The sequence below is a fragment of the Roseospira visakhapatnamensis genome (assembly GCF_014197915.1).
Taxonomy (GTDB): Bacteria; Pseudomonadota; Alphaproteobacteria; order Rhodospirillales; family Rhodospirillaceae; genus Rhodospira; species Rhodospira visakhapatnamensis.
Genome location: NZ_JACIGK010000035.1, coordinates 17,116 through 30,535, shown reverse-complemented (window position 1 = coordinate 30,535; position 13,420 = coordinate 17,116). Strand labels below are relative to the sequence as shown.

Genomic DNA, 13,420 nt, shown 5'->3' with positions numbered 1-13,420 from the left:
CCGGAAACGGCGGTTGTTCACTCTTCGTTCTACGCGATTCCGGACCACCTGTCACCACATGATGTGGTCCCGGACTCAAAGGGATAAGCCTCTCCGTCAATTGCCAACACATCATTTCCGAAGGTGGCGATGAGGGCTATGTGATGCGCGCAAGACGTGGCGTGATGTCCGGTCCATCTGCAAGAGTCTCCACAAATGAGGAGGCACGCTATGATGACAACCATGACGACCACGGCCGACAAGATCAAATCGCTACGCCGCGACCACGGCCTCACCCAAGAGGACCTCGCTGAACGCTCAGGCGTCGGCATCGCGACTATTCAACGCGCCGAGAGCGGCAAACCGCTTTCGGCAGCCAGTCTCGCGTCGATCGCCGCTGCCTTCGGCCTCGCTGCGCATACGCTAACGGCTGAAGATGCTGTGTCGTCCGAGCCCTATCTACCGCTCGTCGCCGTTACGAGCGGCCGCGCGCTCGTCGCCTTGTTGCTTGACTGCCAGCGCATCTACTTCGATTTCTGCGAACTCGACAATCTCGAAGACGCCCGCGCGATCGAGGCCTTTCACGACTTCGCGTATGCGCTCATCACGGTCGAGACGCCGCTAGCACCAATCGCGCGCGTCACGCGCGAACTGGAGGCGCGTGATCAACTCAACGCGCTAGACGCGCTGGGGTTTCGTGTCGGCGGCGCACCCTTCGACATTACTGCCTATGAAGTCGACGACGAATTCGGAAACGGTCCGAGCATCGTCTACGGGCAGTGGGAAAAGCAGTGCGTGGCGCTGGCTGTTGGACGGAGCGACGATGACATCGCGCGTGCGCATGTGCTGCGTCGTCTTGGCAAATACGAAACTGTCCAGGGCACGGCCGTGCTCTATCCGCCGCTTCCAAAAAGCGACGCGGACTGGTCGGGAATGTTCGGCGCGGAAAAGCAGGAGCCAGGGGACGGATAGGAACGCAATGTACAACGTCATGGTCACCGCCGGGGACGACGCCTGGGAAGAAGGCGCCTATGTCTGGGATCGCTCGCGTATCCTGGAACATACCGACAATACGATCCGCGAAGTGTTCAAGGCACTCACTGCCGACGTTCTGGAGCAGTTGGCCAAGCTGCCGACGCTGTTCATGTATGAGCAGCACGCCGAGGGCACGCCGCGAATCGGGACGATCAAACGCATCCAGCAGCGTGGCGCTGAGTTTCGCGTGATCTTTGAGTTCGACGAGGCTCTGCCTCCACTCGATCCTGCGCAGATCGCCGGGCACAAATGGGACCTGCAACTCGCTGATTTCGAGTTCAGCCGTACGCACTGGGCGGTGAAGGATGGCGACCTGCTGGCCATCCTGCGCGAACATGGCCTTATTCCCGCCGCTCCTGAAATGGTCGCGGCACCGGCAGAGCCCGAGCTTGCCGCCCCGCCGCCGGTCGAGGTCAAGTCCGCCAAAGTCTTCCTCGTCCATGGTCGTGACGAAGCCGCCAAGCACACGATCGCGCGTTTTCTCGAAAAGCGCGTGGGCCTCGACGTTATAATCCTGTCCGAACGTCCCAACAAAGGCCGCTCGATCCTCACCAAGTTTCGAGAGGAAGGCGAAGGCGCGGCATTCGCCGTTGTGCTGATGACGCCGGATGATGTCGGCCATCTCCGCCCTGAGTTGCTGCCGCTTGGCTCGAGTGCTCCGACGCCCGCGCTCCGCGCTCGTCAAAATGTCATCTTCGAAATGGGCTTCTTCATCGGCCAACTCGGCGTGGAGCGCGTCTGCGTGCTGGTCCCGCCTGGAGTTGATCGCCCGTCCGATTATGACGGCATCGTCTACGTGCCCTACGACGATGCCGAGGGCTGGCAGCGCAAGCTCGTCACTGAGTTGCATGCCGCGAACGTGCCAGGTAATTGCTCAGTGGGTTGGCCGGACTTGAGATCAGAACGGGAACAAACCTGCGTACGGCAGATTTCCGTGTCATGCTGCTGACAAGAGGTGGAGTTCGGCGGAATAGCCTAACCTTCTGATCTCAAACAGAAATCCGGTGAAGGCTGAGTGGCGCGGGTCTTCACTGGAAAACCACCTTGGCCCGGCGTCGGCCCTGACGTGGCCAACCCCCTGAGCAATTACCGTGCCAGTTTCGCAGACGTGGTGGCAGGTTCCGACCTGAGCCGGATCAACGATCAGACATTGCGTTTGTCTGTCAAGAAAACAAGAGCATCGTCATTGCCATATTCGTTTGTGACGGCGATCGGACCGCGACCACCGGTACTGGAGACGGTCCGCCATCGCCCCATCGGCTTTGAGCTATGCCGGAAATTGCATAGTTTCGGCTCGAAAGTCGGGTCTGTTTTTTGAGCCTACGCAACGCACAAGACCGAAGGCGATCACCTTCTGTCATCGTGCTGCGCTGCCGCGTGTGTCCGCTTTCGCGGTCGGATCGGCGGAAATCAGCCAAGCCGCAAGCTGCCCCCAGCCGGTCATAAGGGCAATGAGGCCTGCGGTCCTCTTCGTCACCTTTGGCGTCCGTCACGCGCCACGCTCGGGGTCGATTTTCCACACCGGGATACCCATGCGGCGGGCCGTGTCGGCGAGGTTGTCGGTGATGCCGGAGCCCGGGAAAACGATAACACCGATCGGCAGCGCGTCGAGCAGCTGCTCGTTTCGGCGGAACGGGGCGGCTTTGCCGTGGCGGGTCCAGTCGGGACGAAAGACGACCTGCGGCACGCCGCGCTTGTCGGCCCAGCAGGCGGCGATGCGCTCGGCGCCTTTTGGCGCCCCGCCGTGCAGCAGCACCATGTCGGGATGGCGGTCGCGCACCTTGTCGAGCACGGCCCAGATCCGGCGGTGATCGGTGCAGGCCGGGCCACCGGCGAAGGCGACGCGGGGGCCAGGCGGCAGCATCACCTGAGTCTCGGCGCGCTGGCGCGCGGCCAGGAAATCCCGGCTGTCGATGACGGCGGCGGTCAGCGCCCGGCGGTTGGTGAGCGATCCGGCGCGCGGCCGCCAGGCGCCGCCGGTGATGGCCTCGAAGGCCTCGGCGGCGGTGTCGCGAAACGCCTCGAAGGCGTTGCGGCGTTCGATCAGGCCGATGCCTTCGGCGGTCAGGCGCTCGAGTTCGACCGACCGCACCTCGCTGCCATCCTGCTCGGTCTGGGAACGCCGCTGGGCCTGTTCGTTGGTGTCGAGCGCCCGGTCGAGTGCGCCGACGCGGCGGTGAAAGGCGTTGACGACGGACCACAGCAGATCGCCCAGGTCGTCCTCCAGGCGGGTGCCGGTGAACAGGTCGGCGAGGGTGTCCAGGCAGACGGCGACGGCGCTTTCGGCGGTCTCCGCGTCGGGCATGGGACGCGGATCGGGCTCGTCCTGGAACGGGCGGACGCCGTAGAGCTGCAGTTCCTCGAGCAGGTGGGCGGTGGCGGAGACGGCGGGCTGCGGATCGTCGGTGGGGGGCAGGACGTCGCGGACCATGGGGCTCTCCCGCTGGCTGGGGGCCGCGCCCATCGCGGCCTTTGCGGGGATCGCCCGCCGGAGGCCCCGAGGACGGCGCCGCACCCGAACGGGCCGGAACAACGTGGAGGAGGACGCGCGAAGCGCGCCTTGCGGCGCCGGCCGGCCTCCGGCAGATCCCCCGCATGGAAAGGCCGCCGGCGCGGTCCCACGCGGGAGAGCAGGCAACGCGCGACCGCCGGTCCCCGCCGACCCGGCGCCCCGTTAAGGCTCACGCCCTGCCGAGGGCCAGGGGCACGTCGGCCGGATCCAGGTAGCCGAGAACGCGCGCGCGGAACCGGCGCGGGCCGAGGGACAGCAGGTCGGCGTTGGCATCCGCGCCGAGCGGCGGCAGTGGACGGACGGTGATGGTGCGGGGTTCGAGGCGATCTGTCAGACGCTCCAACGCGCGCAGGCCGGCGGCGTCAGCATCGTAGGCCACGTACAGGCGGCGCAGGCCGGGCGGTGGTTCGAACGCGCCGAGGTGGGCCGCCGATAGCGCCGCCACGGCGGGCAGATCGGGCAGCACGGAGCGCAAGGAGAGGACGGTTTCCAGACCCTCGCCGACGACCAGGACGGGACCGGCGGCACCGAACCGGACGCCGTTGCCGAGCAGCAATCCGAGGGCGCGGCGCGGCCGGATCAAGGGCGCCTTGCCGCTAGTGGCGGGTTCGAGGAAGGTGCGATGCACGCCCGTCAGCGTGCCGTCGGCGGCGGTGACGGCGGCGATCAGGGCCGGCCAGCGGTCACGCGACATGCCCGGATCGGGCCGGCAGAAGGCGCGCGGATGGAAGCGGAGCGCGGGCTCGGGATGGGTCAGAACGATGCCGCGTCCGGCCAGATAGCGCGCGGCCAGGGTGCCGGCGATGGGCCGGGACGCCGCGAACAGACGTTGCGCGGCGGCGGTGGAATTGGCGGGAACGGGCTGGCGCGCGGACGACGCTGTGTCGCGCGGCAGACGCAGAAAAGCGGTGGCCTCGTCAAGCGCCGCGCGCAGATCCAGGCCCCGGTTGGCGGCGATGAGGTCCAGCAGATCGCCGTGATCGCCGGATTGTGCGTCGGTCCACTTCCCGGCGCGGGGACCAGTGAGGCGAACATAGAGGCTGCGGCCGGGTGTGCCGAGAATATCACCAACCTGCCAATAAGCCCCCTGGCGCCGGCCAGCAGGAAGGTAGGTGCGGCAGACCGCCTCGGCCTCGGCGGCCAGGCGGGACACGATCTCGGGAAGGGACATGGCGGAGCCCTCCGGCAGAGGAACGGCCCGGCCCCGGGAACACCGGAACCGGGCCGCGTGAGGGAAGCGGGCTATTCGGCGGCGCGGGTCGCGTCGTCGATGTCCTCGGGGACGGAACCCGTGTCGAACTCCTCCAGAGGCGTTTCGAGAGCGCCGATATCGGCATCGGCGGCACCCGCCTCCGGCTCCTCGGACACCGTGTCCGGCGTTTCAGGGATGGCCGACTCATCCACCTCCGGCGTCCGCAAGGGCTCCGGCAGCCAGCCGGTTTCGGCCAGCAGCGCCTCGGCCTCGGTCGCCATCTCGCCCTTGCGCAGCGAAACGAGACGGTCGGCGGCTTTGTCGCCCACCGCCTCGCGGACGGCGGCCAGAATGCGCGCCTTGGGCACCCGGCCGAGGTAGGTCTCGACGGTCGGGCGCCAGCCGGCGGCGACCATGTCCAACCCAACCGCCCGGGCCAGCGCGTCGGCGTGGTCCGTGCGACCGGGAACACGGTTCCAGGGCTCGACCACCGCGTTGACGGTGCGCGAGGCGCAATGGGCCAGCAGGTCCATGCGCTCGTCCGTCGAGAGGGCCTGCAACGCCCCCCACACATCGCGCGGATCGGCGGGCAGGCGGTCGATCCAGGCATCCTGGCGGGCGTCCAGGGATTGTGCCGACACGCTGTCCTTCAGGCCCGGTGCCTGGGCCCCCAGCGGCCCCGATCGGCCGGTGATGTCCAGGCAGGATGCCGCCGCGTGACGGTGGAAGGTTGACAGGCACAGGGCGTGCAGCACGGCCAGGAAGGCGGTCTCAGGGTGGGAGGCCAGCGCATCGCGGAGTGCCAGCGTGCGGTGCGCGGTCAGTTCGGTGACCAGCCGGTCCGGCAGCGGACGCAGCGGTTCGTCCACCGGGTCCGGGTCAGGATCGGCCAACTGGGTGGCGTCTGGCGCGTTGGCCTCGGGCATGGCCCCGGTGGGCAGCGGGGCACCCTCGGTGCCGTCCGGTGTCGCCGGGGCCTGCCCATCGGGCTCCGCCTCGGGCGCCGGCGCGGGCGGTTCGTCCTCCGGACGGACGAAGCCGCGTTCGATGCGCGCCTCGCCGTCCAGATCGATGGAGACGAAGACGCCGGCGCGAGCCACCTCGTCGGGCTCGAACGTGGCCGGACGGTTCTCGAGCGCCTTCAGGGCCGCTTCGATCTCGCCCACGCGCGCGTCGACGTCCTCGGGCAGTTCGTTGGGTTCCGGATACCCCGCCAACAGGGCGTCCATCTCCGCGACCAAGGCGTCGCGCTCGGCCTGTTCCGCCTCGGTCAAAGGGGCGGTCTCGCGCGGCAGACGGCGCAGGCCGTTGGTGTGGCCGTAGGGAAAGTCGACCGCCGCCTCGACCCAGCGCCAGCCCTCGGCGCGCACCTCCTCGGCGATGGTGGTGAGACGCTCCGCCACCAGACGCTCCAGCAGGCCGACGTCCTGCAACCAGCCGCCGTTGTCCTCGGTGAACAGGTCGCGCAGGACCAGACCGCCTGCGGCCTCATAGGCCTCGATGCCGACGAACCGGGCGCGCCGATCACCGGCCCGCACGGCGGTCTCGGTCAGCATGCGGCGGATGACATGGGGTGGGCGATGGCTGCCCTGGGACAGAGCCTCCCAGACTTGCTCCTGGCGATCATGATCGGGGGTGACCGCGAACGCCATGAGCTGTTCCAGGACCAAAGTGCCCTCGGCATAGAGGTCCAGCAGGCGCGGCGAGACGGACGCCAGCCGAAGCCGTTGTCGGACCACGGTGGGGGTGATGAAGAAGCGGGCCGCGATGTCCTCCTCGCTCAGCCCGGCCTCGCGCATGACCTGGAAGGCGCGGAACTGATCCAGGGGATGCAGGGCGACGCGCTGGACGTTCTCGGCCAGCGAGTCCTCCTCGGCCAGGCCGTCGTCATGGACGATGCAGGGCACGGGCGCGGTCTTGGTCATGCGCTTCTGCGTGACCAGCCGTTCGAGGGCACGATAGCGCCGGCCGCCGACCGGCACCTCGAAGGTGCCGGTCTCGGTGCCGTCCTCCTGGCGGATCGGGCGGACGGTCAGGCTTTGCAGCAGACCCCGCCGGGCGATGTCGTCGGCCAGATCCTCGATGGAGACGCTGTCCTTGACCCGGCGGACGTTGGCCTGGGACAGGATCAACTTGTCGAAGGGGATGTCGCGCGTGCCGTTCAGGGTCACCTTGCGGGACGCGCTCTTGCGGGATGCGCTCGTCATGTCGGTTCTCCGTGACCAGCCGGCCGGAGACCCCCTCCAGCCTGATGAGCCGGTCACGAAAACCCCCACGGCCCTTCACCTCCGGCGGACCGCACCGCCCGAAATCTCGGCCGCGTCGGTGTGATCCGGATCGTCCCACAGGCCCTTTTGCAGGAACCGGGCGGTGCGTGCCGCGCCCAGGTATTAGCGGCCAGTGCAACCACGGTCGCTCACATTATGTGGAGTAGCAGCCGGATTGCATCTGGACGCGTCTTGAGTGGCGGCACATTTGGTCCACTTTCCGGTTCACGGATTGCGAGTTGAATGATAGAGTTCTTGATTAGAATGTATCTTCAGCGAGTTGGAGTCCGAAGATGGACCGAATTGCGGCAGCGCTTTCCCTTCTGGAACACGTTGAAGATCTTATTTCATTGGGAGAGCAGAGGGCCTACATAATTGGCGCCACGAACATTTTTTGTAATTGCTCACGGGGTTGGTCAGGCGGGGACCACAGGCTGACCACCGAGCGCCCTTGAGATGGCCTGATGGGCCGGGATGTCGTTGAGGCGGCCGGTGCCGATGACGGATCGGGTTCTGGCGTGGGTCAGGGCGCCCCAGGCGGAGCGGAACCCGTTGGTCACCTTGCGGAAGGTGACGCTGGGCCGCAGCGCCCGCTCGGACTCGTTATTGGTGGGCGGGACGTCGCGATCCTGCAAGAAGGTGAAGAGCTGGCCTCGCCATCGTTTGGTCTGGGCGAGGAGCTTCGCGCCGGCCTCGGTGGTCACGGGGATGGTCAGCGCCTGGTCGAGCCGCCGCTCGGCCTTGGCGTGGTAGCTGCGTAGCGTCGCGTCCTTCAGGCCGTCGCGCCGGCGGCCGATGGCGATGGCCCAGCGCAGCAGGCGGCGCAGGGCCGGGGCGAAGGCGGGCTCGCCGGCGTCGATGGCGTACTGCACGTCGCGCAGAACATGGGCGAGGCAGACCTGCTGGGTCTCGGCGTGGCCCTGTTGGGCGCTCCAGCGGTCGGAGACCCAGCACCGGGGCCGGTGTCCGCCCATGATCTCGCGCACCTCGGCGGCGGCGCGCGACGGCGCGATGTGGTGGTAGACGGCGGTTTTGGTGACGGCGACCCACTCCCAGGCCATGCGGGTGCCGGCCTCGTCGGAGGTCAGGCGCGCCCCGGTCTCGTCGCAGCCGACCACGTCGGCGGCGCGGATGGCCTCGCGGATGGCCTCGGTGGCTGGCTCCAGGCGCTCACCCAGACGCTTCAAGGCGTTGGCAACGCTGCCCTCGCTGATCGACAGGCCGAACAGCTCGCCCATCAGCCGGGCCAGCCGCTCGTAGGCGATGGCGTGGTGATGATGGAGATACGCCAGCATGGTCAGGATCGTGTCGCCGAACGGCGAGCCGGGCGGCATCGCCTCGGGCGGCGCGCCGCGCGCCCGGCGCCGGCATTGGGGGCATCGGCAGCCGAACAGACGCACCCTTGTCACGATGGGGCGCATCGGTGGCAGGTCAATGTGATCGTAGGTGTGGCGAACGCTCTGCGCCGCCGCCGGCAGCGCCGTGCCGCAGTGGGCGCAGGTCTCGGCATGGCAGTCCACCATCCGGTCCGGGGTTTCCGCCAGTTGCCGCGTCGTGCCGGGCCCGTCCCGCTTCTTGCGCGGCTTTTTCTGACGCGGCGGCCGGTTGCGCTTCTGCCCACGCGACGGCGGAACGCTGGAGTTGTCCGGGGTCTTCGGCGGCCCACCGCCCAGACGCGCCTCCAGCTCCTCAATGCGCTTCAGCAGCGCCAGGATCAAGGCGTCCTTCTCTTCCGGGGTCATCTGGGACAAATCGGGCCGAGTCATGGATATGTTGACTCATACTTCGGGCCAAGAATCAAGATCTTGATGGCTAGTCAACGCCAGTCCCTATACCCAGGCGCTCATCACCATCCCGTTCCTGCGGCCCCCGAGCCAGCCCCCTGAGCAATTACCATTTTTTTATTTGCTGCGTACGCAGATGATGGAACAATACTAAGATCTGAATTTGAGAGCGATTTCTTTCTTATTTGGCCTGTAGTATTTTCTGGTTTGGGTTTTTTGCTATCTGTTTTGGCGCTTCACCCGCAATCACTATCGACAACCCTCCCTCCGCTATCGAAAATATTTCCTCCGTTATCGAAAATATTTCGTCCAACTGACGTTGAGCCTGAAAAGATGGTTCATTTTGCTAGCATTGCATGCAGGGATCCGGAGAAGTTCGTAAAAGAATTTTGTGTAGGCGAAAAAAAAGAAATACTCGAGAAAATAGTTAGGTCGGTCCACTTTAGATCGATAAAAGCTAGGCAAAAATTTACGCTATTGACTTTTGCGACTTGGTTGACAGTTATCCAGTTTCTGCCTATATTTTTGGCCTATTTTCTTGATTGGCGTCAATCCAAATGCCCCGCTCCCGAATCCATCGTACAGCGCGTTCGGAGCAAGGTCGGTGCCTGCCGGCCACGTCGAAGCACCCAGATCCATCGAAGCATTCACAACCACGGCAACACAGCCGGCTCGGCCACGGTGGCGGGGACGCGGACCAGCCGAACGATGACCTCGAAGGGCACAGGGCGGCTGTCGATGACCGGCAGGCCGGTGCCGATGCAGGCGGCCTTCATGGGCTCGGGATCGTATCCCGACAGGCTGGCGCCGTCGCCGAAACACAGCGAAAACCCACCCCGGCCGATGCTGAGGTGGCCGCCCTCGTTGTCACGGGCCTGGTCGATCAGGCCGTAATCGATACGTGGATGGTTGAGCGCCGTCATGACCCGTCCCTCCCCCTGGCCAACGCGGTGGCGTCGGTGTGGTCGGGGTCGTCCCACAGCCCCTTTTGCAGGAACCGGGCGGTGCGTTCGGCGCCCAGGTATTCGGTGGACAGTTGGCCAATGGCGACCGCCAGTCCCTCCAACAGCATCGTGCGACCCAGGTCCTCGCCGCGAACAATGCAGCGGGCGGGGGTGACGCCGCCCTGCTCGGGTCCCTGGACTGCGCAGGACACGAGGAAGTCGCCGATGGCCTCGCGCAGGGTGGCGATCGCGTCGGCGCCACAGGGCCAGGGGTTACCGTGGCTGTCCCGGCAGATGCGATCCGGGGCCGGCGCGCGGATGTCCACGAGCCGGAACGTGACGTCATGGATCACCAGCCTGTCGCCGGACAGGACGGTGGCAGGACCGATGGGCAGGGGCTTCGACAGCGGCCAGAAGGCGATGACCGCCATGGCGATGCAGAACAGAAAGAGGGGCGTACCGGTGGCTTTCATCACGCGACCTCCTCGTTATCGAGGGTAGTGGCGGGGATCACGACATGCTCGGGCAGGCAGCCCATCAGCCAGTCGGCGGCCTTGCTGGCCTGGCTGGCGGCGCGGATGATGGCACGGTTGTCTTCGCGCAAGACGTCGGCCCAGGATGCGATATAATCGGCGTGGCGGACGGTCGGGATTATCGACAGCGCCGCGCAGGTGAAGGCAGCGGTGATCTCGGCCACCAGTTCCTCGAAGGCATACTTGCGGGAGCCGAATGAGCCGGAGAGGTCGCGGTCGAGACGTGTCCTGTGGCCGCTCGCATGCCCCAGTTCATGCAGCGCCGTGCGATGCCAATTCAACGTTTCGTAGAACGCCTGCGGAGGAGGCACCTGCACGAAGTCGTACATGGGGTTGTAGAAGGCGCGGTTGCCGCCGATGCGGAAGTCCACCCGGGTGCCCGCGATCAGGGCTTCCGCGCGCGGCAGGATCAGGCCCTCGGGGACCGGCGGCGCCGTGGTGGCGACGTCCTCGGGCAGGTCGGAGCACTGGTCGGTGTTGAACACCGTGAAGCGCTTCAGGAACGGGATGGCCTGGGGGGCTTCACCCTTCTCCAGAGCGCGGCGGCGTTCGTCCTCGGGCACGAAGCGGTCGGCGTAGACGACGGTCGTGCCGCGCTCGCCTTTGCGGACGGAGCCACCCAAGGCCTTGGCCTGCCGGAAGGTCAGCCAGCCCTGGCCGGAATAGCCGCGCTCGATGACCGCCCCCCACAGGATCAGCACATTGATCCCGGAGTACGGCCGACCGGAGCCGGCGTTGCGCGGCAGGCCGACCGCCGTGCGGGCCCGATCCGTGCCCCAGGGTTGGACCCAGGGCAGGCGCCCGGCCTCAAGTTCGGCGATGATGCGGTCGGTGATCTCGGAATACAGGTTCGCGCGATCGCCGTTGGACCGCCGAGCGGGTGCGCGGGACATGGCGTGTCTCCCCGACGGGCCGGCGGAAGGCCACTCCCTCCGCCATCCAAACCCGTCGCGGATCCCCCACCGACCCTCCGCCTCCAGCAGGTTCCCGCTTACCGAAGGAGGTCGCGATACCCCCGAGCCGCCATGTGATCGGCGCCGCGAACCAGTCTCTGAACCCGCAGGCGCAGATAGTCCGACCGCCCGGCCCAGTCCTGCGCCGCCCGGTCCGCGCCGAAGATGGCGGCGGCAATCTGACGGTGGGACGCCCCGGCCCGGCGAGCGTCCTGGGCACGCAACATGTCCAGCCAACGACCGGCACGCCGTTCCGGCGGGTACAGGCGGTCGGGAAGCGTCTGCGCACTTCGGACATGGAGGAACCGCCGCAAGGCCAGCAGGCGTGGTTTGTCCTCTGGCGCTGGCCATAGCGGAACCAGAAGGCGGACCGGATGCCGCACGGGATGCCGGGCCGCCCCATCGGCCAGCATCTCGATCTGCAGGCGGCGCATCCCGTCCCGGATCAACAGATGCCGCACACCGCCGGGTTGCCGCAGCAGCATGACCGGCAGCGGAAGCCGGCCAAGGTCGAAAGCCTCTGCGGCCGTGGCATCCCCGACCCGGGCCTCGACGGTCAGGACGCTCGGCACCATCTCGCTCGACCAGAACACCAGATCCGTCGTTTCGTCGGCGAAACAGGACGCCCCATTGGTGGTCCATCTCGGCACGGGGCGAGATCACGACCCGAGGCGCGGGCGTCCTGGCAATGGGTGTGCTCGCGTACGGCCGGGTCCGCCGCACCGACACGAGGAAGTCCGGGTTGCGTTTCAGCCACTGCCAGGCCCAGGCGGTTCGGTCGAGCGCCAGCAGGGGGCGATAGGTCGCGGCGTTCCGCCAGTCGGGCGGCGGAAAAGGCGGTGGAGGAAAACGGCGCCTCTCGATCATGGAACGGCCCTCCTCAAGGATCACGGCGCGAAACGGTGCAACCGGCCGACGATGTCGCACCGGATGTGGACGGGATCAGAGGATGTTCGGAGTTCCGGCCGTTCTACCTGATGCGGCCCTGTCGATGACTATCGACAACCCTGGCAAGAGCGGCTTCCACAAAATGCCGGAGCATGGTGCGATGTGAGCGGAAACAATGGGGGAACAGCGCAAAATATATCTGTTTCATCAAAAGCGATGTGAATTGACATAAAATAAAAATGTTCCAGGCGTCGCCATATATCAGTTCAAAATTCGTCAGCCCTTGACACAATTAAGACAAGAAGATTCTGAACCATGATCGTAGCCTTGCCGCGCCTTTTACGCCTGCGCGTGGCTCGAGTGCACTTGGGGGAGCATCGACCGCACCGATCATGGAGCGCTTGCCATGACGGACATCCTGACGATCGATTTCCAGGCGGACACGTTGGTCCTGTGCGACACCCTGACCGAACGGGCGACCGGCAACGGCCTCATCGTCTGCCGCTGCCGGTTCCCGCCCTGTCCCGGGCACTGGACGAAGTTCCTGCAGACGGTGCTCGTGCGGCCGGCCGGGCCGGTGACGGCTCGTTGGCGAACCCTGGATGCACCGGAGAACCAGACGGTGTCGCTGTCCGGAACCGCCTTCCATCTGATCCCGGCGGATCGCCCGGTGCGGATCGAATGGGATGGGTGCGATGCGGCCCTCATCGTGGCGTTGACGCCGGGTTTCGTGGAAGCAACGACGGCGTCGATGGTCAAAGGCCGGGCGCAACGCCTCGAACCTTGCCCCGTCGTCGAGGACTCGGTAATGGCCGAAACGGCGAGCTTGCTTGCCGAGTCTTTGAGCCAAGACGCCGACCGAGCGGCCAAGTCCGCCGACCAGATCGGCGTTGCGTTCGCCCTGCGGTTGTTCGAGAAGCACGGCATCGATGATAGCAGCACGCCGCACTTCTCCGGCGGCCTCGGGGCGTCGCGACAGAGACGGATCACGGCGTTCATCGACGCCAACCTCGACCGCACTGTCCCGCTTTCGGAGATGGCCAGGACCGTCGGCCTCGGGCGGTCGCATTTCGGCAAGGCGTTCCATGCCTCGTTCGGCCGCAGCCCGTACCAGTATCTCCATGAACGGCGGGTCGAGAAGGCAAAAGAACTCCTGCTCAACGACCGCCGGACCATCGTTAGCGTCGCCCTGGACGTGGGCTTCTCCAGCCACGGGCATTTCACCAAAGTGTTCCGCAACGTGACCGGGATGACGCCGTCGCAGTTCCGGCGGGACAGGGTGTGACTGCGGGATGGCTTCAAATGGTGCCATCTGCCCAACCGAGCATTGACG

The 13,420-nt window shown here is 66.4% G+C and carries 11 protein-coding genes and 2 pseudogenes; 4 read left to right on the top strand and 9 right to left on the bottom strand.

The genetic code is table 11. The annotated features are described in order from the left end of the window. The first annotated feature begins 222 nt into the window (after positions 1 to 222). Together GGD89_RS17315 and GGD89_RS17310 are read left to right on the top strand one after the other, a co-directional pair. A complete protein-coding gene (locus tag GGD89_RS17315) occupies positions 223 to 951 on the top strand; it encodes a helix-turn-helix domain-containing protein (protein WP_184047972.1) in 729 nt (242 codons plus the stop codon). Positions 952 to 958: 7 nt separating this feature from the next. Next, positions 959 to 1,963, top strand: coding sequence for a TIR domain-containing protein (locus GGD89_RS17310; protein ID WP_184047969.1), 1,005 nt, complete (start codon positions 959 to 961; stop codon positions 1,961 to 1,963). A gap of 540 nt (positions 1,964 to 2,503) precedes the next feature. Here GGD89_RS17310 and GGD89_RS17305 read toward each other — a convergent pair. The 4 genes from GGD89_RS17305 to tnpC all read right to left on the bottom strand — a co-directional run bounded on the left by GGD89_RS17305 (position 2,504) and on the right by tnpC (position 8,751). Then, positions 2,504 to 3,445 (bottom strand): DUF2493 domain-containing protein, encoded by a 942-nt coding sequence (locus GGD89_RS17305; protein ID WP_184047966.1) that lies wholly within the window; start codon positions 3,443 to 3,445, stop codon positions 2,504 to 2,506. 250 nt (positions 3,446 to 3,695) lie between these two features. Next, positions 3,696 to 4,697, bottom strand: coding sequence for a DUF7146 domain-containing protein (locus GGD89_RS17300; RefSeq protein WP_184047963.1), 1,002 nt, complete (start codon positions 4,695 to 4,697; stop codon positions 3,696 to 3,698). Between the two features lie 71 nt (positions 4,698 to 4,768). After that, positions 4,769 to 6,925: a ParB/RepB/Spo0J family partition protein gene (locus GGD89_RS17295; RefSeq protein ID WP_184047960.1), complete on the bottom strand. Its 2,157-nt coding sequence runs from the start codon at positions 6,923 to 6,925 to the stop codon at positions 4,769 to 4,771. 476 nt (positions 6,926 to 7,401) lie between these two features. Beyond that, positions 7,402 to 8,751, bottom strand: a complete 1,350-nt coding sequence (gene tnpC / locus GGD89_RS17290; protein ID WP_221238536.1) for an IS66 family transposase — start codon at positions 8,749 to 8,751, stop codon at positions 7,402 to 7,404. Positions 8,752 to 8,874: 123 nt separating this feature from the next. Here tnpC and GGD89_RS20780 point away from each other — a divergent pair. Continuing rightward, a pseudogene (locus GGD89_RS20780) lies at positions 8,875 to 9,294 on the top strand (Pycsar system effector family protein); the annotation flags it as partial. Between the two features lie 122 nt (positions 9,295 to 9,416). Here GGD89_RS20780 and GGD89_RS17285 read toward each other — a convergent pair. The 5 genes and pseudogenes from GGD89_RS17285 to GGD89_RS20700 all read right to left on the bottom strand — a co-directional run. Next, on the bottom strand, positions 9,417 to 9,692 hold the full coding sequence (locus GGD89_RS17285) for a hypothetical protein (RefSeq protein ID WP_184047957.1): 276 nt from the start codon (positions 9,690 to 9,692) through the stop codon (positions 9,417 to 9,419). After that, on the bottom strand, positions 9,689 to 10,186 hold the full coding sequence (locus GGD89_RS17280; RefSeq protein WP_184047954.1) for a thermonuclease family protein: 498 nt from the start codon (positions 10,184 to 10,186) through the stop codon (positions 9,689 to 9,691). The genes GGD89_RS17285 and GGD89_RS17280 overlap by 4 nt, the downstream gene beginning before the upstream one ends. After that, on the bottom strand, positions 10,186 to 11,139 hold the full coding sequence (locus GGD89_RS17275) for an ArdC family protein (protein ID WP_184047951.1): 954 nt from the start codon (positions 11,137 to 11,139) through the stop codon (positions 10,186 to 10,188). The genes GGD89_RS17280 and GGD89_RS17275 overlap by 1 nt, the downstream gene beginning before the upstream one ends. 98 nt (positions 11,140 to 11,237) lie before the next feature. Continuing rightward, positions 11,238 to 11,849 carry a DNA -binding domain-containing protein gene (locus GGD89_RS20585; protein WP_184047948.1) on the bottom strand — a complete coding sequence of 204 codons (612 nt, stop codon included), beginning with the start codon at positions 11,847 to 11,849 and terminating at the stop codon, positions 11,238 to 11,240. Positions 11,850 to 11,871: 22 nt separating this feature from the next. Continuing rightward, positions 11,872 to 12,066: pseudogene (locus tag GGD89_RS20700) on the bottom strand (transcriptional regulator domain-containing protein); the annotation flags it as partial. Positions 12,067 to 12,493: 427 nt separating this feature from the next. Between GGD89_RS20700 and GGD89_RS17265 the strand changes: the two are divergent. After that, on the top strand, positions 12,494 to 13,372 hold the full coding sequence (locus GGD89_RS17265; protein ID WP_184047945.1) for a helix-turn-helix domain-containing protein: 879 nt from the start codon (positions 12,494 to 12,496) through the stop codon (positions 13,370 to 13,372). The last annotated feature ends 48 nt before the right edge of the window (positions 13,373 to 13,420 follow it).

Excerpts from the sequence above, each read along its gene's own strand:
- GGD89_RS17315 (WP_184047972.1), top strand. The coding sequence starts at position 223 with ATGACGACCACGGCCGACAAGATCAAATCGCTACGCCGCGACCACGGC.
- GGD89_RS17310 (WP_184047969.1), top strand. The coding sequence starts at position 959 with ATGTACAACGTCATGGTCACCGCCGGGGACGACGCCTGGGAAGAAGGC.
- GGD89_RS17305 (WP_184047966.1), bottom strand. The coding sequence starts at position 3,445 with ATGGTCCGCGACGTCCTGCCCCCCACCGACGATCCGCAGCCCGCCGTC.
- GGD89_RS17300 (WP_184047963.1), bottom strand. The coding sequence starts at position 4,697 with ATGTCCCTTCCCGAGATCGTGTCCCGCCTGGCCGCCGAGGCCGAGGCG.
- GGD89_RS17295 (WP_184047960.1), bottom strand. The coding sequence starts at position 6,925 with ATGACGAGCGCATCCCGCAAGAGCGCGTCCCGCAAGGTGACCCTGAAC.
- tnpC (WP_221238536.1), bottom strand. The coding sequence starts at position 8,751 with ATGACTCGGCCCGATTTGTCCCAGATGACCCCGGAAGAGAAGGACGCC.
- GGD89_RS17285 (WP_184047957.1), bottom strand. The coding sequence starts at position 9,692 with ATGACGGCGCTCAACCATCCACGTATCGATTACGGCCTGATCGACCAG.
- GGD89_RS17280 (WP_184047954.1), bottom strand. The coding sequence starts at position 10,186 with ATGAAAGCCACCGGTACGCCCCTCTTTCTGTTCTGCATCGCCATGGCG.
- GGD89_RS17275 (WP_184047951.1), bottom strand. The coding sequence starts at position 11,139 with ATGTCCCGCGCACCCGCTCGGCGGTCCAACGGCGATCGCGCGAACCTG.
- GGD89_RS17265 (WP_184047945.1), top strand. The coding sequence starts at position 12,494 with ATGACGGACATCCTGACGATCGATTTCCAGGCGGACACGTTGGTCCTG.